This window comes from Streptomyces sp. NBC_00988, from assembly GCF_045162645.1.
Taxonomy (GTDB): Bacteria; Actinomycetota; Actinomycetes; order Streptomycetales; family Streptomycetaceae; genus Streptomyces.
Window position 1 is genome coordinate 3,500,001 of record NZ_CP108730.1, and the last position, 20,237, is coordinate 3,520,237.

Below are 20,237 nucleotides of genomic sequence, written 5' to 3' on the forward strand. Positions count from 1 at the left end.
TGCCACATGCCGTAGGTGAAGTAGACGTACACGTACCCGGGCGGACCGAACATCACGCCGTTGCGGGCGGTCGGACCTCTATATGCGTGGGACGCGGGGTCGTTGCCGCCGTCGTAGGCCTCGACCTCTGTGATGCGCAGGACGATCGGGCCGTCGGGGGTCGTACGGACGACGAGGCGGCCCAGGAGGTCGGGGGCGACGTCCAGTACAGGGCGGTCGAAGAACTCTCTGGGGAGTGGCATACGGTCCGGGGGCGCGATCATGGCGTCCGAGCGTAGTCCAGGTGCCTTGTGCCAAGGGGTGGTCAAGGTTCCGTCCGCTTGCCAGGGTGTGGCGCGGAACCGGGCGCGGTCGGTTCGCGTTTGTAGGGATCAAGGGTCCATACGTAAAGGGAGAGTCATGGCGTTCAAGAAGCTGCTCGCGAGCCTGGGGGCCGGCGGGGCTTCGGTGGAGACGGTGCTGACCGAGGTCAACGTCGTTCCGGGCGGGGTCGTCCAGGGCGAGGTGCGGATCCAGGGCGGTTCCGTCGCCCAGGAGATCCAGGGGCTTTCGGTCGGGCTGCAGGCCAAGGTCGAGGTCGAGAGCGGCGACCAGGAGTACAAGCAGGACATCGAGTTCACGAAGGTGCGGCTGGGCGGCGCCTTCGAGCTGCAGGCGGGGACCGCGCACAACGTGCCGTTCGGTCTGGAGATCCCCTGGGAGACGCCGGTCACGATGATCGACGGTCAGTCGCTGCGGGGGATGCACATCGGGGTGAGCACCGAGCTGGCGATCGCTCGTGCCGTGGACTCCAGTGACCTCGACCCGGTCAACGTGCACCCGCTGCCGGCGCAGAAGGCTCTCCTGGACGCCTTCATCCGGCTGGGCTTCCGGTTCAAGAACGCGGACATGGAGCGCGGTCACATCCGGGGGACGCGGCAGAAGCTGCCGTTCTACCAGGAGATCGAGTTCCAGCCGCCGTCGCAGTACCGCGGGCTGAACCAGGTCGAGTTGAGCTTCGTGGCCGACGAGAACGCGATGGACGTCATCCTGGAGATGGACAAGAAGCCGGGCCTGTTCAGCGAGGGCAGTGACACTTTCCGGTCCTTCCAGGTCGGTCTGCACGACTTCCAGGGGACTGACTGGGCGGCGTACCTCAACCAGTGGCTGTCCGAGGTCGGCAGCAAGCGCAACTGGTTCTAGGCTCGGTGTCCACTGAAGAAACCGATCAGGAGGTACCGAGGTGACCGAGCTCAAGCGGCGGCCGCTCCCCCATGACTTCCACCCGCCCGTGCCGTCGTTCACGGTGACGAGTGCGGACGTCGAGCCGGGGGCCACGCTCAAGGACGCTCAGGTCTACGCGGCCGGCAACACCTCGCCGCAGCTGCGGTGGGAGGGCTTCCCGCCCGAGACCAAGAGTTTCGCCGTGACCTGCTACGACCCGGACGCCCCTACGGGGAGCGGATTCTGGCACTGGACGGTGTTCGACATCCCGGCCTCGGTGACCGAGCTGCCGGAGGGTGCGGGCAGCGGCAAGTTCGAGGGGCTGCCGGAAGGCGCCGTACAGGTGCGGAACGACTACGGGTCGAAGGACTTCGGCGGTGCCGCGCCGCCGCCCGGGGACGGGTCGCACCGTTATGTGTTCACGGTGTACGCCGTGGACGCGGAGAAACTCGGTCCGGACTCGGACGTCTCTCCCGCGGTCGTCGGTTTCAACCTGCGGTTCCACACGCTGGCGCGTGCCCAGCTGATCGGTGAGTACGAGGTTCCCGCCGAAGACTGACGTTCATGGAACGTTTGCCCGCCTCTGGTCTTGGAATTGATCAGGGGCGGGCAGTTTTTATTGCGTTGTCCATCTCGGCGTGCCCGGCCAGAGTTGATCCAAGCCCGCCGTGCGGTGGGCCGGTTGCACATGGGAGGTGGGCTGGATGCGGGACACGCTGGTGCTGAACGCGAGCTTCGAGCCGCTGTCGACGGTGTCGTTGAATCGAGCCGTCGTTCTGGTGCTGCAGGACAAGGCTGTCGTCGAGCAGGCCCACCCCGAACTGCGTATGCGCGGAGCCGAGGTCGATATACCGGTCCCCCGGGTGATCCGGTTGTGCAGGTATGTGAGGGTGCCGTTCCGAAGACAAGCTCCGTGGTCGAGGCGCGGTGTGCTGGTCCGGGACCGGCACAGGTGCGCGTACTGCGGCAGGCGGGCGACTACGGTCGACCACGTTGTGCCGAGGGCGCAGGGCGGTCAGGACTCCTGGCTGAACACGGTGGCTTCGTGCGCGGAGGACAACCACCGCAAGGCGGCGCGGACTCCGGAGCAGGCCGGAATGCCGTTGCTGCGGCACCCGTTCGAGCCGACGCCCGCGGACGCGATGCTGTTGGCGCTGGGGACCGAGGACTTCGATGCCCTGCCGGAGTGGCTGGTTCAGCCGGCCGCGTAGGGCATGTGAACTGAACTGGGGCCCACCTCCTAGGAGGTGGGCCCCAGTGTCGTAGAACAGGCCGGTCAGTCGATGGACGGCTTCTCGCGGCGTTGGCGGTCCGAATTGCCGCCCGAGTTGCCGGAGTTGCCTCCGTCGTTGCCCGAACCTCCGCCGAACGGGCCCACGTTGCCCATGGCGCCGGAGAGGCCCTTGAGGGCGTCGCCGATTTCGCTGGGGACGATCCAGAGCTTGTTGGCGTCACCTGCAGCGATCTTGGGCAGCATCTGGAGGTACTGGTAGGAGAGGAGCTTCTGGTCGGCGTCGCCCGCGTGGATCGCCTCGAAGACCGTGCGGACGGCCTGGGCCTCACCCTCGGCGCGGAGGGCCGCGGCCTTGGCCTCACCTTCGGCGCGCAGGATCTGGGACTGCTTCTCACCTTCGGCGGTGAGGATGGCGGCCTGGCGCGTACCTTCCGCGGTGAGGATCGCGGCGCGCTTGTCACGGTCGGCGCGCATCTGCTTCTCCATCGAGTCCTGGATGGAGGTGGGGGGCTCAATTGCCTTGAGTTCGACGCGGTTTACGCGGATGCCCCACTTGCCCGTCGCCTCGTCGAGGACTCCGCGCAGGGCCGCGTTGATCTCCTCACGGGAGGTCAGGGTCCGCTCCAGGTCCATGCCGCCGATGATGTTGCGGAGCGTGGTGACCGTGAGCTGCTCGATCGCCTGGATGTAGCTGGCCACTTCGTAGGTCGCGGCCCGCGCGTCCGTCACCTGGTAGTAGATGACCGTGTCGATGTTGACGACCAGGTTGTCCTGGGTGATCACCGGCTGCGGCGGGAACGGTACGACCTGTTCGCGCAGGTCGATGCGGTTGCGGATCGTGTCGATGAACGGGACGACGATGTTGAGTCCCGCGTTGAGTGTCCGTGTGTAGCGACCGAATCGCTCCACGATCGCGGCACTTGCCTGCGGGATGACCTGGATCGTCTTGATCAAAGCGATGAAGACCAACACCACCAGGATGATCAAGACGATGATGACCGGTTCCATCGTGCTCCCCGTACCCTTCTCCGCCTCGGCGCTTTCGGAAGATCTTATGGTTGTTGAAGATCTTGCTGGTCGAGTGTGTCAGACCGTCACGCAACTCGTGTGCTGTTCGGTTCAGTTGAGACCTGCGAGGTCATCAGTCGTGTCCTGCGAGGTCAGATGACGATCGCGGTGGCTCCCTCGATCTCCACGACGTCCACCTCCTGGCCCGGTTCGTAGGCACGGTCGGCGTCGAGTGAGCGGGCCGACCAGATCTCTCCGGCCAGCTTGATCCGGCCGCCGCCGGAGCCATCGACACGCTCCAGGACCACGGCCTGTTTGCCCTTCAAGGCATCGATGCCCGTGGCGAGTTGGGGCAGTGTCGAACGGTGTCGGGTAGCGATGGGCCGTACGACCGCGATGAGGGCGACCGAGACGACGACGAAGACGAGGACCTGGACGACGAGGTCCCCGCCGATCCCGGCGGTCGCCGCGGCGGCGACGGCGCCCACGGCGAACATGCCGAACTCCGGCATCGCGGTCACCACGAGGGGAATCCCGAGTGCTGCCGCGCCGACGAGCCACCACACCCATGCGCCGATGTCGTTCACATGGTCAATGGTAGGGCTGCGGGTCCCGTCACGGACAGGGCGCATATGTCCCTACACCCGCTTCTTACAAGGCAGTTCAGGCCATGGGGAGACCGTGCGCGGTCCAGCGGTCGCCGACCTGCTCCACGATGAGCGGGAGACCGAAGCACAACGACAGGTTGCGGGCGGTGAGTTCGAGCTCCAGCGGGCCGGCGGCGAGGACCTTGCCCTGACGGATCATCAGGACGTGGGTGAAGCCGGGGGCGATCTCCTCGACGTGGTGCGTGACCATGATCATGGAGGGAGCGATCGGGTCGCGGGCGAGACGGCCGAGGCGGCGTACGAGGTCCTCGCGGCCGCCGAGGTCGAGGCCGGCGGCGGGCTCGTCGAGGAGGAGCAGCTCGGGGTCGGTCATCAGGGCGCGGGCGATGAGGGTGCGCTTGCGCTCGCCCTCGGAGAGCGTGCCGAACTTGCGGTCCAGGTAGTCGCTCATGCCGAGGCGGTCGAGGAAGGCGCGGGCGCGCTGCTCGTCGACGTCCTCGTAGTCCTCGTTCCACCCGGCGGTCATACCGTAGGCGGCGGTCAGCACGGTCTGCAGGACGGTCTGGCGCTTGGGGAGCTTCTCGGCCATGGCGATGCCGGCGACGCCGATGCGGGGGCGCAGTTCGAAGACGTCGACCTTGCCGAGGGTCTCGCCGAGGATGGTGGCGGTGCCGCTGCTGGGGAACAGGTAGCTGGACGCGACGTTCAGGAGCGTGGTCTTGCCGGCGCCGTTCGGGCCGAGGATGACCCAGCGCTCGCCCTCCTTGACCGACCAGGAGACCTGATCCACCAGAGCCCGGCCCTCCCGGACCACGGTTACGTCCTCCAGCTCCAGAACATCGCTCATGAGCGCGCTGTCTCCCATTGCATCGTCGGCCTGTCTCGGCTGTCGCGTGCGCCGGTAGGCGCAGCCCTCGAAGAAATCTACGCCACCGGCCGGGCGGTCCATTCCATCGGTCCTGTCCTTAGGGTGGACGCCATGCTTTCGGAACCACGCTCAGGGCGCCTCGCCGCCTGGGGAAATGCCCTGTTGGCCGGACTTGTCTCGCCGGACGACGCCGTGCTCGCCATCGTGGGCGAGGACGCCGTGCACCGGGTGGAGGGACTGCCGGGCGAGTCGGCACCCGTCGGACTCACCCTCGCCCTGGGGCGGCTGCGCACCCTCGGGGCGACCGGACTGCGGGTGGCCCTGCCCACCTCGGGACACCCACTGGGCCTGAGCGGCCCGCCCGCGTTCAACGCCCGCGCCCTGGAGGCCGAGGAGGCGGTGATCTGCTACGGCGTCGCGCTCGGCCTCGTTCCCGAGGTCTACGAGGCCGGGCCCGCCGGTGACGTCCATGTCGAGGTCGTGTGGCACTGCCTGCCGGTGCGGGAGGCGCCGCCCGCCGATGTGCCCTCGCTCGGGGAGGCCGAGCGGGAGCTGGCGGAGGCGCTGCGGGACGCTACGGCGGTGTTGTCCCGGCTCGACGTCGCCGGGTCGGGGCCGGTGGCCGAGGCGGCGGTCGACGCGTACCGCGCGCGGGCGGAGCGGGGCCGGGAGGTGTTGGCGCCGGGGTATCCGCCGCGGGCGGTGCGGGTGCTGGAGCTTGCGCAGCGGGTGGGGCTGCTGGTGTCCGTGGCTTACGAGAACGGGCCCGGGGGTGCGGTGAGCGCGTCCGAGATGGGGGCGCGGGCCGAGGCGTTGCGGCCGGTGGAGCGGACGGCTCGGCGGGCGCAGGTCGCGGCGTACAACTCCGTTGTGGAGGAGCGGGAGAAGGGGGTGCGCTGAATGTTCCGTCGCGTGGGTGCCCGGTGTTGGGGTGGGCGCCGCTGGGGGCTCCGCCCCCAGACCCCCGATCGGCCCTGAAGGGGCCTCGTCCTCAAACGCCGGACGGGCTGAACAATGCGAGCCTGTGCTCCAAAAGACCTGTGGTCCAAGAAAAGGGCCCCGCGAGTCGTCGTTGACTCGTGGGGCCCCTCTTCAGTGCTGTGGGTGTCAGCCGTTGACGCCCTTGTTGCCGAACGCCGGGTTCAGCAGGCCGATGACGTTGATGCTGTCGCCGACGACGTTGACCGGGACGTGGACCGGGACCTGGACGGTGTTGCCCGAACCGACACCCGGGGACTTCACGGCCGCGCCGTCGGCACCGGCGTCGGCGAAAGCGGCACCGGCGGAGGCGCCGGCGGCGATACCGGCGACGGTGAGGGCCACGGCGGCCTTCTTGGCGATGTTCATGGGAAGCGTTCCTCCTGCGATTGCGTGACCGACCCGGCCGCGGGTCGTGCGCTGATCAACGCGGGAAAGGGCGAAAACGGCACGGACATGCGCGTTTGACTGCCCGTTCGGATCATTGGCGCGACAAACCGACCAGACGACCAGGTGACGAGCGGACCGGCCTCCCAGGGAGCGCCCTGGGAGGCCGGAGGTCACTGTCGCGGGGCGACGTGCGTCACTGGTTGACGCCCAGGTTGCCGAAGGCGGGGTTCAGGACGCCGATGACGTTCACGCTGTTGCCGACCGCGTTGACCGGGATGTGCACCGGGACCTGGACGACGTTGCCCGAGCCGACGCCGGGCGAACCGACGGCCTGGCCGTTCGCCAGACCGTCGGCGGAGGCCAGCCCGGCACCGGCGGCCACCAGCCCGCCGGCCACCATCGTCACGGCCGCTGCCTTCTTCAGGTTCTTCACTTCTGAGTCCTCCTAGCGATCACCGCGGCAGGCGCCGCGGCACGCACTGGAGAACGGTGGAGATCCACGAAGGATGCGCCATTCGGGGGACATTCCCACGACGGTATGAATCTCAGCCCGGAACGAGACGCTCCGTGTTGCCGCCGCGCCCCGCTCACCTCGGGGGATCGTCACCGCGTCAGGCCGTGGCGTACGGCGAACAGGGCGGCCTGGGTGCGGTCCGCCAGGTCGAGTTTCATCAGGATGTTCGAGACGTGGGTCTTGACCGTCTTCTCGGAGAGCACGAGGGCGCGGGCTATCTCGCGGTTGGAGCGGCCGTCGGCGATCAGGCCGAGCACCTCGCGCTCCCGCTCGGTGAGTGAACCGCCTCTCCCCTGTCCCGAGTTGGACTCCTCCTGGGACAACAGGACGCCGGCGACCTCGGGTTGGAGCAGGATGTGGCCCGCGTGCACGGAACGGATGGCGCCGGCCAGGGCGTCCGGGTCCACGTCCTTGTAGACGTAACCGGCGGCGCCCGCGCGCAGGGCCGGGATCACCGTGCGCTGTTCGGTGAAGCTGGTGACGATCAACACGCGCGCGGGGAGGTCGAGTTCGCGGAGTCTGCGCAGCGCGTCGATGCCGTCCATGCCCGGCATCTTGACGTCCATGAGGACGACGTCGGGCTTCAGCTCCTCAGTGCGGGCGACACCTTCGGCGCCGTCGGCCGCCTCGCCGACGACCTCGATGTCGTCCTGCACCTCCAAGAAGGTGCGCAGGCCCCGGCGGACGACCTGGTGGTCGTCGACGATCAGTACCTTGATTGCGTCAGCCACCGGGGACCTCCATCTCGATCGTGGTGCCCTTTCCGGGCGCCGATTGCACGGTCAGGGTGCCGCCGACGCCGTTGGTCCGGTCCCGCATGGAGACCAGGCCGAGGTGGCGTCCGGCGCGGCGGATCGACTGGGGTTCGAAGCCGGTGCCGTCGTCGGTGATCCGCAGGACCGCTCCGCAGCCGCTTCGCTCCAGGGTCACGGCGACGTGGTCCGCGCCGGAGTGCCGCAGCGCGTTGTGCAGGGCCTCCTGGGCGACGCGGAGCAGGGCCTCCTCCTGGGCGGCGGGCACGGCGCGGAAGCCGCGGCCGGTGAAGGTCACGCGCGCGGTGTGGGCGCGGTCGAGGACCTGGATCTGGGTGCGCAGGGTGGCGATCAGTCCGTCCTCGTCGAGGGCTGCGGGGCGCAACTCGACCACTGCGGCGCGCAGTTCGTCCGCGGCCTCGGCGGCGAGCGCGGCCACCTGCTGGAGTTCGCCCTTGGCGCGGGAGGGGTCGCGGTCCACGAGGGTGGCGGCGGCCTGTGCGGTGAGGCGGAGCGAGAACAGCTTCTGGGCCACCGCGTCGTGCAGTTCGTGGGCCAGGCGGGAGCGTTCCTCGGCGATGGTCAACTCACGGCTGCGCTCGTACAGGCGGGCGTTGGTGAGGGCGATGGCCGCATGCTGGGCGAGGATCGAGAGGAGTTCCTCGTCCTCCTCGGTGAAGCCGCAACTGCCGTCCCGCTTAGGGCAGTTCTTGTTGGCGAGGAAGAGCGCGCCGATGACCTCGTCGTCGTCGCGGATGGGCAGGCCCAGGAAGTCGGACATGTCGGGGTGGGCCGAGGGCCAGCCCTCGAAGCGCGGGTCCTTGCGGACGTCGGCGAGACGCTCGGCCTTGGCCTCGTGCAGCATCGCGGCGAGGATGCCGTGCTGGCGCGGGAGCGGGCCGATGGCCTTCCACTGGGCGTCGCTGACGCCGTCGACCACGAACTGGGCGAAGCCGCCGTGGTCGTCGGGCACGCCGAGGGCGGCGTACTGCGCGTCGAGCAGTTCGCGGGCGGAGGCGACGATCGTCTTGAGGACGTCGCGCACCTCCAGATGCCTGCTCATGGCCAGCAGCGCGGAACTCACCGCCGCGAGGCCGGACCGTGGACCTTGACTCATGTCCTCACGGTACCGGCGGGGTGTGACAGTGCGGATCGGGCCGGTGGCGGCCGTCTTCTGGTCCGGTGGACCTAGGGCGAAGGGCCCCGGTGGATGCGGCCCGGGCCCGACGCGGCGGGGGCGGTCCCGTTCCTACGTTGGGGGCACGCCGACGGAGGCGTAGTGGACGAGGGGACGTGTGTGTCATGCCGGTAGCGATCATCACGGGGGCGTCCAAGGGGCTGGGGCGGGCACTCGCCGAGGCCCTGGCCGTGCGGGACTGGGACCTGGTGCTCGACGCCAGGACCGAGGGGGTGCTGACCGAGGCCGCAGTGTCCGTCGCCGCGTACGGCACGCGCGTGGAGGCCGTTCCCGGGGATGTCACGGACGCCGTTCACCGGGCCGAGCTGGTGGCCGCGGCGGGGAAGCTGGGCGGCGTCGACCTCCTGGTGAGCAACGCGAGCGCGCTGGGCGCCGAGCCGCTCGTACGCCTGGAGGAGCTGACCCTGGACGGGCTGCGGCGGGCGCTGGAGGTGAATGTGGTGGCCGCCCTGGGCCTGGTCCAGGAGGCGCTGCCGCTGCTGCGGGCCTCGCGGGCGGGTGCGGTGATCGCCGTCAGCTCGGACGCGGCGGCCGAGGCGTACGAGACGTGGGGCGGCTACGGGGCGTCCAAGGCGGCCCTCGACCATCTCGCGGCCGTGCTCGCCGCCGAGGAGCCCGGGCTGCGGGTGTGGGCGGTCGACCCCGGGGACATGGGCACGGACCTGTACGCGGCGGCCGTACCGGACGACGACGATCCGCGGCCGTCGCCCACCTCCGTGGTGCCGGCCTTTCTACGACTCCTGGACGAACGTCCGGCGAGCGGGCGCTACGGTGCGCCGGCCCTCCTGGAGGAGCGATGACCGTGGCGGTGCGGGTCCCGGAGGAGCTGTCCGCGCGCGTACCCGCCGAACAGCGCGGGCCCGGGCTCGACCGGGACGCCGTACGACTGCTCGTGTCGCGGGGTACCGAGGTGTCGCATCACGCGTTCGCGGAGCTGCCGCGGCTGTTGCGGGCCGGGGATCTGTTGGTCGTGAACACGTCGCCGACGCTCGCCGCGGCGGTGGACGGGTGGATCGGGCACGCACGCGTGGTGGTGCATTTCTCCACCCGGGGCGATGACGGGCGGTGGGCGGTCGAGCTGCGCGAGCCGGACGGGAAGGGCACCACACGCGCGCGTACGGGCGGCCCGGCCGGCGTGGAGGTGCGGCTGCCCGGGGACGCGCGGCTGACCCTGGAGGAGCCGCTGAGCGGGCGGGGTGAGCGGCTGTGGTGGGCGCGGGTGTCGGACCCGGGAGCACAGGATCCTGGGGCGCCGAGGACTGAAGCCCCAGCGCCGAGAGGCTCGGGGCGAGGAGCGCCCAGGCCAGCCGCGCCCGGGATGAGTACCGCCGAGCCCGAAGTGGTGGGCCCGGACGTGCCAGGGGCACGGGTACCCGGGGCGGAGTCGCCGGACATCGAGAGGCCCGGGCCTGGGGGACCGGTGTCGAGCGTGCTCACGCTGCTTCGGAAGCACGGGCGCCCCATTCGCTACTCCTATACGGAGCGCGATCAGCCGCTCTCCGTCTATCAAACGGTGTTCTCGCTGCCCACGGAGGACGGGACGGGCAGCGCGGAAATGCCCAGTGCGGCGCGGCCCTTCACCGCGCGGCTGGTGGCGGAGCTGGTGAGTCGGGGGGTGCAGTTCGCGCCGATCACCCTGCATACCGGGGTGGCGTCGGCCGAGGTGCATGAGGCGCCGTATCCGGAGCGGTTCGCGGTGTCTGAGGTGTCGGCCCGGTTGATCAATGCCGCTCGGGCCGGGGGCGGGCGGGTGATCGCGGTCGGGACCACCGCCGTGCGGGCCGTCGAGTCGGCCACCGGGGTCGATGGGGTCGTACGCGCGTGTGCGGGGTGGACGGATCTCGTCGTGACGCCGGAACGGGGCGTGCGGGTGGTGGACGGGCTGCTGACGGGGCTGCACGAGCCGGAGGCCTCGCATCTGCTGATGCTGGAGGCGGTCGCCGGGCGGGCCGCCGTAGGCCGGAGTTATGAGGAGGCGCTGCGTGGGCTCTACCTGTGGCACGAGTTCGGGGACGTGCATCTCATCCTCCCGGAGTAGGCCGGAGTTATGAGGAGGCGCTGCGTGGGCTCTACCTGTGGCACGAGTTCGGGGACGTGCATCTCATCCTCCCGGAGGAGGCCGGAGTTATGAGGAGGCGCTGCGTGGGCTCTACCTGTGGCACGAGTTCGGGGACGTGCATCTCATCCTCCCGGAGGAGGATCCTCACGCGGCGCGTTGCTCCCGCAACTGCGAGTGAGGTTCAGGTGCGGCCGATGTGAGCCCGCACATAGGGCGCAGATCACGTACTAGCGGACATAGGAGATATAGGCGCCTCGCCTGAGCGGGACAGACGTTCCTGTCTGTCCCGTTTTGCCCTGGACCGGTCAACTACCCGGGATCGTACGTCACACCTTTGCCAGGGGTTTTTGCGGCCGCTAAGAATTGCAGCCGTCGCTCAGCGCCGTGGATCCCGTCCGCGGCGTTTGTGCCGGAAGCACCCGCGTCCCCGCCGGACGGTGAGCGACCTCCGCGCAATTCGAAGAGGTCCATCCGCCATGCCCAAGAACACGAACACTCCTGGTCATAGTCGCCTGACCAAGCTGAACAAGCTGACGAAGCAGCACAAGATCGCGCTCGCCGGTGTCGCCACGCTCGGCGCCGCCGCCCTCGCCTTCTCCGCGGTGCCCAGCGACGCGGGGACGACCACGAGCGACGCCGCGACCTCGACGAAGATCGCGTACAGCACGGAGCCCATCAAGGGCGTCAAGGCCAGCGTCACCGACCAGCTCGCCGGTGCCGGCGTGAAGACCGAGGCGATCCAGGCCAAGGCCGACGCCAAGGCGAAGGCGGCGAAGGCCAAGGCGGACGCCGCCGCGAAGAAGAAGGCCGCCGCCGAAGCCGCCGCCAAGAAGAAGGCGGAGGCCGCGCACAAGGCCAAGAAGGCCGCGAGCCGCTCCACCGAGCGCGTCAAGATCCAGCCCGTTGCCGCGACGACCTACGCGAACAACCTCAACGGCTGGATCAACCACGCCCTGGCGATCATGAAGCAGAAGGACATCCCGGGCTCGTACAACGGCCTGTACAAGAACATCATGCGGGAGTCCTCGGGCAACCCGAGCGCCATCAACGGCTGGGACGTCAACGCGGTCAACGGCACCCCGTCGATCGGCCTGCTCCAGGTGATCCAGCCGACGTTCAACGCGTACCACGTCTCCGGTACCTCGTCGAACATCTACGACCCGGTCGCCAACATCACCGCCGCCGCCAACTACGCGGCCGACCGGTACGGCTCGATCGACAACGTCAACAGCGCGTACTGAGACGCGTACTGAGGCCTCCGGCGGACCTCTGGGTCTCGGTATCGACGCCGAAGGGCGGCACCCCCACCAGGGGCGCCGCCCTTCGGCGTCGTAGTGGAAGAACTACTTGCGCATGACCTCGGGCTCGTGGCGGCGCAGGAAGCGGGCCACGAAGAAGCCGCAGATCACGCCGAGGGCGATCAGGGCGGCCATGTCCATGCCCCAGGCGCCGACGGTGTGCTCCCAGAGCGGGTCCGCGCCGTCGCCGGGCTTGGGCGGGCTGATCTTGTTGAAGTCGAGCGTGGCACCCGCGGCGCCGACCGCCCAGCGCGACGGCATCAGGTACGAGAACTGGTTGACGCCGACCGCGCCGTTCAGGGTGAACAGGCAGCCGGTGAACACGACTTGGATGATCGCGAACATGACCAGCAGCGGCATGGTCTTCTCGGCCGTCTTCACCAGCGAGGAGATGATCAGGCCGAACATCATCGCGGTGAAGCCGAGGCCCATGATCGGGATGCAGAGCTCGAACATGGTCTGACTGCCGAGGACGAGGCCCTGCTTGGGGATCTCGCGGCTGGCGAAGCCGATGACGCCGACCATCAGGCCCTGCAGCGCGGTGATCACGCCGAGGACGAACACCTTGGACATCAGGTACGCGGAACGGGACAGACCGGTCGCGCGCTCCCGTTCGTAGATGACCCGTTCCTTGATCAGCTCACGGACCGAGTTGGCCGCGCCGGCGAAGCAGGCGCCGACCGCGAGGATGAGCAGGACCGTGGTGGTCGTTCCGTTGGGGATGATCTGGCCGTTCGCCCTGGGCGGGTTGGGCAGCAGGCTGTTGCCCGAGTCGATGAGCAGGCTCACCGCGCCGAGGACGCCCGGCAGGATCACCATCAAGGCCAGGAAGCCCTTGTCGGAGGCGATCACCGCGACATAGCGGCGCACCAGCGTGACGAACTGCGACGTCCAGCCCTGCGGCTTCGGCGGCTTCATCGCCTGCATCGGCGGCATCTGTACGGACTGCGGTGCGATCGCGTCGATGTCCGCGGCGTACATCTGGTAGTGCTGCGAGCCCTTCCAGCGTCCCGCCCAGTCGTAGTCGCGGTAGTTCTCGAAGGCGGAGAAGACGTCGGCCCAGGTGTCGTAGCCGAAGAAGTTCAGCGCCTCCTCCGGAGGGCCGAAGTAGGCGACCGAGCCGCCCGGCGCCATCACCAACAGCTTGTCGCAGATCGCCAGTTCGGCCACGGAGTGGGTGACGACGAGGACCGTGCGGCCGTCGTCGGCGAGGCCGCGCAGCAGCTGCATGACATCGCGGTCCATGCCCGGGTCGAGGCCCGAGGTGGGCTCGTCCAGGAAGATCAGCGAGGGCTTGGTGAGGAGTTCCAGGGCCACCGAGACGCGCTTGCGCTGGCCGCCGGACAGGGAGGTGATCTTCTTCTCTTTGTGGATGTCGAGCTTCAGCTCGCGCAGCACCTCGTCGATACGGGCCTCGCGCTCGGCGCCGGTGGTGTCGGCGGGGAAGCGCAGCTTGGCCGCGTACTTGAGGGCCTTCTTGACGGTCAGTTCCTTGTGCAGGATGTCGTCCTGCGGGACCAGACCGATGCGCTGGCGCAGCTCGGCGAACTGCTTGTAGAGGTTCCGGTTGTCGTAGAGGACGTCGCCCTGGTTGGCGGGCCGGTAGCCGGTGAGCGCCTTGAGCAGGGTCGACTTGCCGGAGCCGGACGGGCCGATGACCGCGATCAGCGACTTCTCCGGTACGCCGAAGGAGACGTCCTTGAGGATCTGCTTGCCGCCGTCGACCTCGACGGTCAAGTGCCGGGCGGAGAAGGAGATGTCACCGGTGTCGACGAACTCTTCGAGCCGGTCCCCGACCAGGCGGAACGTCGAATGGCCGACGCCGACGATGTCGTTCGGGCCGAGCAGCGCGGAGCCGCCCTTGGTGATCGGCTGGCCGTTGACGTACGTGCCGTTGTGCGAGCCCAGGTCACGGATCTCGAAGCGGCCGTCCGGCGTCGCGTGGAACTCGGCGTGGTGGCGCGAGACTTGGAGGTCCGAGACCACCAACTCGTTCTCCAGCGCACGGCCGATGCGCATCACGCGGCCCAGCGAGAACTGGTGGAACGTGGTCGGGCTGCGGTCGCCGTAGACCGACGGCGCCCCCGCGCCGACGCCGGATCCCTGCTGCGGCGGAATGTTCGCGGCGGCCGGCGGCGGCTGATAACGCTGCTGCTCAGGCGTCTGCTGCGGCGGTGCCTGCTGCGCCCAGCCGGGGCCCGCGCCCTGTGCGGCGTACGGCTGTTGCTGCGGCTGGGCCTGCGGCGTGGCCACGGAGGCCGCGGCGCCGGACAGGCTCAGGCACGGGCCATCGGTCGCGTTGCCCAGATACACGGACGAGCCCGGGCCGATCTCCATCTGATGGATGCGCTGGCCCTGCACGAACGTGCCGTTGGTGCTGCCGTGGTCGTCGATGACCCAACTCCGGCCGCCCCAGCTGATCGTGGCGTGCCGCCAGGAGACCCTGGCGTCGTCGACCACGACGTCCCCCTGCGGATCACGTCCGAGGGTGTAGGACCTGGACGCGTCGAGCGTCCAGGTCCGTCCATTCAATTCCAGTACGAGTTCCGGCACTCCATGCCCCACTGAGTAGTCCCCCGAGTTACCCCCATCACAGGGAGTCTAGGGATGGCGAACATCGTCGGGAACTATTTCAGGCTGCACCCCCTGACCGAAAGTCGGGCCTTGTGAAGACCACGTCCGTACGCTTCCGCCGGTTCCGTTGACGGGGTTGAAACCGACCCGGAGAGTGGTAATCCACGCGAGGGGGACATGCGTGGTGTCCGCACCGCGCCGCGGATCGGGGGGTCTGCCATGAGCTCAGCGACGAGTGTCAGGACGGCGAACTACGACACGAGGGTGCCCTGGGTCGACGTCCTGCTGTCCGCGATCGCGGCGGTGAGCTGGGCGCTGATAGGCATGGCGGGCACGGCCGCGCTCGGCCTGCACCTGCTGGGCGCCGACGCGACGGGCTCACTCGGCCCGATGACAGCGGCGGTGGTGGCCCTGGGAGCGGGCGGCTCGGTCACCCCGACCGGCGACGTCTCGGCCTTCGGCCTGACCGGCGCCCAGGCGACCACAGCCGTCACGATCACCCCGCTGGGCGTGAGCCTGGTGGGCGCGCTCCTGCTGTCGTACTTCTTCCTACGGTCCTTGCGGGCGGCCGGAGTTGTGATCGCCCCGGCCGAACTCCTCGCGCGCGCGGGCTCGGTGATCGCGCTCTTCGTGGCGATGCTGGGTGGACTGGCATGGGCAGGGCACGACGTCATCACGATCGACGGAAGCAAGCTGGGCCTGGACAAACTGACGGGCGGCGGGGGTAGCGGCGGCGGGGTGAACATCCCCGGCCTCGGCGACATCGGTGACATCGGCGGGCTGCTGCCGGGCAAGATCAGCGACCTGGTCAAGGCGAAGGCGGCGGTCGGTTTCACGGTCGACACGGCACCGACGTTGCTGGGCGGCCTGGGCTGGTCGGCCGGCATCCTGCTGATCGCCCTGCTGGCATCCCGCCGTACTCCCCTCCCCCGCGGTTGGGAGGCCGTACACCGCGTCGTACGCCCGGCCGCGTCCGCGCTCGTGGCGGTACTGCTGGTCGCGGTGGCGGCGGGGCTCGCGGCGGCGGCGTACGCGGCGATCGGCGACGACCACCCGAAACGCATCGCGGGCGCCGCGCTGTTGGGTGCCCCCAACGGGGTCTGGCTGGGCATCCCGATCGGCCTCTTCGTCCCCTGGGACGGCAGGGCGACGGGTGAACTGGCGAAGCTCCTCCCCCACCCCCTCGACGACCTCCTGAGCGTGAAGTCCAACCAGCCGGTGACGTTGGGGCGACTGGCCGAACTGGACAGCCGGGTATGGCTGTTGGGAGTTGCCGCGGCGCTGATGATGCTGCTGGCGGGGGTGCTGACGGCGGTACGGACGCCCTTGGGAGCGGGCGCGGGGAGTGGCTCGGATCGTGCTGGTGCGGGGCGTCGCGGAAGTGCTCTCGGTTTCGCCGGGCGGTGTGCTGTTCGTCTGGGGGTCGTCACCGCGCTGACGTTGCCGTTGCTGGCTTGGCTGACGGACGTGTCGGTGGATGCGTCGCTGTCGGTGCTGGGGTTCGACGCGTTCGGCGCGGGGATCGAGTTGCACGGGCATCTGGGCATGGCGTTGGTGCTGGGCGCGGTGTGGGGTGCGGGAGCGGGTGGTGTCGGCGGGCTCCTCGCGTACGCGACCGGGGCTGCGGGGCGGCAGGCTTCGCGGTTGGCACGGGGTGACTTGGGGGCGCCGGGTCCGGGGTCAGGGTCGGGGTCGGATGCCTGGGCACCGGGGCAGCCGGGGTATCCGGAGCATGCGCAGCCTGCGGGGAGTGCGGGACAGACAGGGCATCCGGAGAGCGCCGGCGACCCGGGACCCTACGTGCCGAGTTCGCCCTACCGCGCGCCGAACCCCGCGACCAACCCGTATCTGCAACTACCCGATGAACTACGGCAACCGGAGGACGGTCGGCCACCACCACCGCCTGGTGGACCTTGGCCTGGCGGGAAGTCGCCGGGGCAGGGGGGCGGGGAGGGTCCTCGGGGTTCGGGATCCGGCGGTTCGGCGACTGGCGGTGCGGGGCCGGGCGGTGGGGCTCGGTCCCGTGGGCCTGGTTGGCCGCCGGACGCGGGCTCGCCTCAGGAGGGTGTGTGGCCGCCCGGCGGAGGCGTGCCTCCCTCTGGTGCCGCGCAACCGCCGGAGGGCGCGGGTACGGGCAGCAAGTCACGGCCCCGCGGACCTGTCCGGCCACCGGACGCCGGAGCAGCTACGCAGGCCGTCTGGCCGCCAAGTGCGCGGTCGCCGCAGGAAGGTGGTCGGCCGCCGGGCGGAGGCTCACGGCCCGGCAGTCCCCCTCAACCTCCGGGAAACGCGGGGCAGTTCGGGGCCGGTCCGGCGCCCGGAGCCGTAGGGCCCGGTGGGGTCGGTCCGTACTCCGGAAGCTCGCAGGCGCCCGGAGCTGTTCCGCCGGACGACGGCACTCGCCCCTACGACGGCCCGCAGTCGCCCGGCGTCCCTTCGCCGCCTGCCGACATGTACGGCGCTCCGACCATGGCCCAGTCCTACGAGCCGCCGTCCCGGCTGCCTCGGCGGCGCCCAGGGGCACGTTCGCGGGACTGGCCGGAGGACGGCTCGGACGGTGGGCAGCAACCGCCTCCTCCACCCCCGCCACCCCCTCCGGGGAAGCCCAAGGGCCGGCGGTGAGCCACGTCTAGGTCGGGGGAGCCCTCTTCGGTGCCCGGCGAACCTCGCCCGGCACCGGATGAGCCGGGGGCGACGCCGGCCGGAGTGCGGGGGGCGGCGTCCTCATGGCCAACGGCCCCGTACCCGGCGTCCCACCCATCCGGACGTATCCCTCGTATCCGGCCCCGCAGCAGTTCCCGCTCGCCCGACGACCAGCCGACTCCCGATCGGCAGCACACTCACCACGATCACATCAGCACACTTTCCGACCGCCCCTCAATCCACTCCCGACCACCCCGAGCCCACTCCTGACCACCGCCCCGCCCCTCCGTGATCGCCTCGTAAGATTCGCGCCACCGACCCGACACCCACTGTTCCGTGTCCGCTAGGCGGACCTCTGCGGCATAAGGCACTCCGTGCCGGATACGGTGGGTGCATCATGAGCGCTTCGCAGACCTCTGACGTCCCCACTCTCCTCGTCAAGATCTTCGGCAAGGACAGGCCGGGCATCACGGCCGGACTCTTCGACACCCTCGCCGCCTACTCCGTCGACGTGGTCGACATCGAGCAGGTCGTCACACGTGGCCGGATGGTGCTGTGCGCACTCGTGACCCCGCCGCCCGCCGGGCTCGAAGGGGATCTGCGGGCCACCGTGCACAGCTGGGCCGAGTCGATGAAGATGCAGGCCGAGATCATCTCCGGCCTCGGCGACAACCGGCCGCGTGGACACGGCCGTTCGCTCGTGACCGTGCTCGGCCACCCCCTCACCGCGGAGTCCACCGCCGCGATCGCCGCCCGCATCACCAAGGCCGGCGGCAACATCGACCGTATCTTCCGGCTCGCCAAGTACCCCGTGACAGCAGTGGAGTTCGCGGTGTCCGGCGTGGAGACCGAGCCCCTGCGCACCGCCCTCGTCACCCACGCGGCGACGTTCGGCGTCGACATCGCCGTCGTGGCGGCGGGGCTGCACCGGCGGGCCCAGCGGCTCGTCGTCATGGACGTCGACTCCACGCTCATCCAGGACGAGGTCATCGAACTCTTCGCCGCGCACGCCGGCTGCGAGGACGAGGTGGCCGAGGTCACCGCCGCCGCGATGCGCGGGGAGCTGGACTTCGAGCAGTCGCTGCACGCGCGCGTGGCGCTGCTGGCAGGGCTGGACGCCTCGGTCGTCGACAAGGTACGCAGCGAGGTGCGCCTGACGCCGGGGGCCCGCACCCTCATCCGTACACTCAAGCGGCTCGGCTACCAAGTCGGCGTCGTGTCGGGCGGGTTCACCCAGGTCACCGACGATCTCAAGGACCGGCTCGGGCTCGACTTCGCCCAGGCCAACACCCTGGAGATCGTCGACGGCAAGCTGACCGGCAGGGTCACCGGCGAGATCGTCGACCGCGCGGGCAAGGCACGGCTCCTGCGCCGCTTCGCCGCCGAGGCGGGCGTACCGCTCGCGCAGACCGTGGCGATCGGCGACGGCGCCAACGACCTGGACATGCTCAACGCGGCCGGCCTCGGCGTCGCCTTCAACGCGAAGCCGGTCGTACGGGAGGCCGCGCACACCGCGGTGAACGTGCCGTTCCTCGACACCGTGCTGTATCTGCTGGGCGTCACCCGCGAAGAGGTCGAGGCCGCGGACACGCACGACGAGGACTGATCCCGGACGGCTTTCCATACCGACGACTTTCCATACCTTCGGGGCCCGGCACCGCGCGCTGCCGGGCCCCTTGTCGTGCCTGGTCGGTTCCGATGGGCGTGCGCGGTCGGTTCGACTACTTGGACACGTGGAACGTGGACTACTCCGACGGCGCCCAGTAGTCGTCCAGCGTGGCCACACCCGGCTCCAGCGCCTTCCAGGAACCGGTGAAGGACAGCACGGCGAAACCGGCGGCCGCGAAACCGCGTTGCTTCAGCCATTCGCGGGCCTCGCCACTGCCCGTACCGGTCTCGGCACCGGGCTCGGCATCGGTGTCCGCTCCGGGGAGGATCTCCGCCAGCCCCTGCACGCTCGGGTTGTGGCCGACGAGGATCACGTTCCGCGCGTCGTCCGGTGTCTCGTTCAGCACCGCGATCAGCTCGCCGGGCGAGGCCTCGTAGAGCCGCTCCTCGTAGACGGTTTTCGGCCGGTGCGCGAGTTCGTGGACGGCGAGCTTCCAGGTCTCCCGGGTCCGGGCCGCGGTGGAGCAGAGGGCCAGATCGAAGGGGATGCCGGTGTCGGCCAGCCTGCTTCCGGCGGTGGCCGCGTCCAGGCGGCCCCGCTCAGCGAGCGGCCGCTCGTGATCGGTCACCTGGGGCCAGTCGGCTTTCGCATGCCGGAAGAGGACGATCCTGCGGGGTTCTGCGACGCTCATGGGATCCAGCTTCGCATGAAACAGGCCATGGGGCGCAGGTAGTTGACGGGGCGGCCGCGCGAGTGCTCCGCGGGTGCTCAGCGGGCTATGAGCTGCTGCACGCGCTCGAACAGATGGGTGATCATCGGGTCCGAGGCCGCCGCTTGCGCGTCCGTCGGGTTGAGCATCATCACGAGCAGCACGACGAACGCGAGGGCCGGCAGGGCGAGGGCCCACCACGGCAGCCTGATGTCGACGCCGCCCGTGGTCGCCGGGTGGGGCGGGGTGTGCGTAGGGGCCGACATGGATGCCTCCGCTGGTCTCCGAGTGGTCCGCGATCCGCTTCTCGCGGTCACACCTCGAAGTTACGGAACGCGCGGCCCCCAACCCATCCGGAGATCCACCCACTTGACCCTGAGCCTCACCCCCTAGGGGATGGTGGGGACAACCCCACCATCGGCCCGCGGAGGCACGTTCAAGGGCGCACGGTCACGGCGACGCGATCGTCGCGATGATGGCGATGACGATGAAGATGGCGAAGAACGAGCCGAAGACGATGAGCATCTTCCGCTGGCCGTTCTGAGGGTTCGGGTCGAGCACTGGCATACGGCCAGTCTCGCACCCTTCGTCC

20 protein-coding genes and 1 pseudogene (1 of these 21 only partly in view) are annotated in these 20,237 nt (G+C 69.7%); 9 read left to right on the top strand and 12 right to left on the bottom strand.

Annotation, left to right across the window (positions count from 1 at the left end):
• Positions 1 to 263, bottom strand: the 5' end (the start) of a protein-coding gene (locus OG496_RS15880; protein WP_405971309.1) for a DNA-3-methyladenine glycosylase. The gene continues 379 nt to the left of window position 1, outside the view; 263 of the gene's 642 nt are visible here — the first part of the coding sequence; the start codon lies at positions 261 to 263; its stop codon lies off the left edge, out of view.
• 136 nt (positions 264 to 399) lie between these two features.
• On the opposite strand from OG496_RS15880, the gene OG496_RS15885 reads away from it, so the two are divergent.
• From OG496_RS15885 to OG496_RS15895, 3 genes are all read left to right on the top strand, one after another.
• Entirely contained in the window at positions 400 to 1,182 is a 783-nt protein-coding gene (locus OG496_RS15885; protein WP_366494394.1) for a sporulation protein, read from the top strand.
• Positions 1,183 to 1,222: 40 nt separating this feature from the next.
• On the top strand, positions 1,223 to 1,762 hold the full coding sequence (locus tag OG496_RS15890) for a YbhB/YbcL family Raf kinase inhibitor-like protein (protein WP_405971310.1): 540 nt from the start codon (positions 1,223 to 1,225) through the stop codon (positions 1,760 to 1,762).
• Between the two features lie 145 nt (positions 1,763 to 1,907).
• Entirely contained in the window at positions 1,908 to 2,414 is a 507-nt protein-coding gene (locus OG496_RS15895) for an HNH endonuclease (RefSeq protein ID WP_266874676.1), read from the top strand.
• 65 nt (positions 2,415 to 2,479) lie between these two features.
• Here OG496_RS15895 and OG496_RS15900 read toward each other — a convergent pair whose 3' ends face one another.
• The 3 genes from OG496_RS15900 to OG496_RS15910 all read right to left on the bottom strand — a co-directional run bounded on the left by OG496_RS15900 (position 2,480) and on the right by OG496_RS15910 (position 4,900).
• Complete coding sequence (locus tag OG496_RS15900; protein ID WP_329246953.1) at positions 2,480 to 3,445, bottom strand: SPFH domain-containing protein; 966 nt, start codon at positions 3,443 to 3,445, stop codon at positions 2,480 to 2,482.
• Positions 3,446 to 3,597: 152 nt separating this feature from the next.
• Positions 3,598 to 4,032, bottom strand: a complete 435-nt coding sequence (locus OG496_RS15905) for an NfeD family protein (RefSeq protein ID WP_405971311.1) — start codon at positions 4,030 to 4,032, stop codon at positions 3,598 to 3,600.
• 76 nt (positions 4,033 to 4,108) lie between these two features.
• A complete protein-coding gene (locus tag OG496_RS15910) occupies positions 4,109 to 4,900 on the bottom strand; it encodes an ABC transporter ATP-binding protein (RefSeq protein ID WP_033286427.1) in 792 nt (263 codons plus the stop codon).
• A gap of 132 nt (positions 4,901 to 5,032) precedes the next feature.
• Here OG496_RS15910 and OG496_RS15915 point away from each other — a divergent pair, with 132 nt between their 5' ends.
• Positions 5,033 to 5,821, top strand: a complete 789-nt coding sequence (locus OG496_RS15915) for a hypothetical protein (protein ID WP_318015465.1) — start codon at positions 5,033 to 5,035, stop codon at positions 5,819 to 5,821.
• 207 nt (positions 5,822 to 6,028) lie between these two features.
• Here OG496_RS15915 and OG496_RS15920 read toward each other — a convergent pair whose 3' ends face one another.
• From OG496_RS15920 to OG496_RS15935, 4 genes are all read right to left on the bottom strand, one after another.
• Positions 6,029 to 6,268 carry a chaplin gene (locus tag OG496_RS15920; RefSeq protein WP_366494390.1) on the bottom strand — a complete coding sequence of 80 codons (240 nt, stop codon included), beginning with the start codon at positions 6,266 to 6,268 and terminating at the stop codon, positions 6,029 to 6,031.
• A 214-nt stretch (positions 6,269 to 6,482) separates the two neighbouring features.
• The gene (gene chpE, locus OG496_RS15925) at positions 6,483 to 6,722 is read right to left on the bottom strand and encodes a chaplin ChpE (RefSeq protein ID WP_366494389.1); all 240 of its coding nucleotides are present in this window, start codon (positions 6,720 to 6,722) and stop codon (positions 6,483 to 6,485) included.
• Positions 6,723 to 6,892: 170 nt separating this feature from the next.
• On the bottom strand, positions 6,893 to 7,534 hold the full coding sequence (locus OG496_RS15930; RefSeq protein WP_366494388.1) for a response regulator transcription factor: 642 nt from the start codon (positions 7,532 to 7,534) through the stop codon (positions 6,893 to 6,895).
• On the bottom strand, positions 7,527 to 8,672 hold the full coding sequence (locus tag OG496_RS15935; protein WP_405971312.1) for a GAF domain-containing sensor histidine kinase: 1,146 nt from the start codon (positions 8,670 to 8,672) through the stop codon (positions 7,527 to 7,529). Before OG496_RS15935 ends, OG496_RS15930 begins: the two co-directional genes overlap by 8 nt.
• 185 nt (positions 8,673 to 8,857) lie before the next feature.
• Here OG496_RS15935 and OG496_RS15940 point away from each other — a divergent pair, with 185 nt between their 5' ends.
• The 3 genes from OG496_RS15940 (at position 8,858) to OG496_RS15950 (ending at position 12,053) form a co-directional block, all read left to right on the top strand.
• Complete coding sequence (locus tag OG496_RS15940; RefSeq protein WP_405971313.1) at positions 8,858 to 9,553, top strand: SDR family NAD(P)-dependent oxidoreductase; 696 nt, start codon at positions 8,858 to 8,860, stop codon at positions 9,551 to 9,553.
• Complete coding sequence (locus tag OG496_RS15945; RefSeq protein ID WP_405971314.1) at positions 9,550 to 10,791, top strand: S-adenosylmethionine:tRNA ribosyltransferase-isomerase; 1,242 nt, start codon at positions 9,550 to 9,552, stop codon at positions 10,789 to 10,791. The genes OG496_RS15940 and OG496_RS15945 overlap by 4 nt, the downstream gene beginning before the upstream one ends.
• Before the next feature lie 497 nt (positions 10,792 to 11,288).
• Positions 11,289 to 12,053: a transglycosylase SLT domain-containing protein gene (locus OG496_RS15950; protein WP_405971315.1), complete on the top strand. Its 765-nt coding sequence runs from the start codon at positions 11,289 to 11,291 to the stop codon at positions 12,051 to 12,053.
• 102 nt (positions 12,054 to 12,155) lie between these two features.
• On the opposite strand, the gene OG496_RS15955 is transcribed toward OG496_RS15950, so the two are convergent.
• The gene (locus tag OG496_RS15955) at positions 12,156 to 14,663 is read right to left on the bottom strand and encodes an FHA domain-containing protein (protein WP_366494383.1); all 2,508 of its coding nucleotides are present in this window, start codon (positions 14,661 to 14,663) and stop codon (positions 12,156 to 12,158) included.
• Between the two features lie 240 nt (positions 14,664 to 14,903).
• On the opposite strand from OG496_RS15955, the pseudogene OG496_RS15960 reads away from it, so the two are divergent.
• Together OG496_RS15960 and serB are read left to right on the top strand one after the other, a co-directional pair.
• Positions 14,904 to 16,808 (top strand): annotated as a pseudogene (locus tag OG496_RS15960) (streptophobe family protein); the annotation flags it as partial.
• Between the two features lie 916 nt (positions 16,809 to 17,724).
• On the top strand, positions 17,725 to 18,933 hold the full coding sequence (serB, locus tag OG496_RS15965; protein WP_366494381.1) for a phosphoserine phosphatase SerB: 1,209 nt from the start codon (positions 17,725 to 17,727) through the stop codon (positions 18,931 to 18,933).
• 139 nt (positions 18,934 to 19,072) lie between these two features.
• On the opposite strand, the gene OG496_RS15970 is transcribed toward serB, so the two are convergent.
• The 3 genes from OG496_RS15970 to OG496_RS15980 form a co-directional block, all read right to left on the bottom strand.
• On the bottom strand, positions 19,073 to 19,627 hold the full coding sequence (locus tag OG496_RS15970) for a SixA phosphatase family protein (RefSeq protein WP_405971316.1): 555 nt from the start codon (positions 19,625 to 19,627) through the stop codon (positions 19,073 to 19,075).
• A gap of 77 nt (positions 19,628 to 19,704) precedes the next feature.
• Positions 19,705 to 19,911, bottom strand: a complete 207-nt coding sequence (locus OG496_RS15975) for a hypothetical protein (RefSeq protein ID WP_366494379.1) — start codon at positions 19,909 to 19,911, stop codon at positions 19,705 to 19,707.
• A gap of 184 nt (positions 19,912 to 20,095) precedes the next feature.
• Positions 20,096 to 20,212, bottom strand: coding sequence for an SGM_5486 family transporter-associated protein (locus tag OG496_RS15980; protein ID WP_019060691.1), 117 nt, complete (start codon positions 20,210 to 20,212; stop codon positions 20,096 to 20,098).
• Between the last annotated feature and the right edge of the window lie 25 nt (positions 20,213 to 20,237).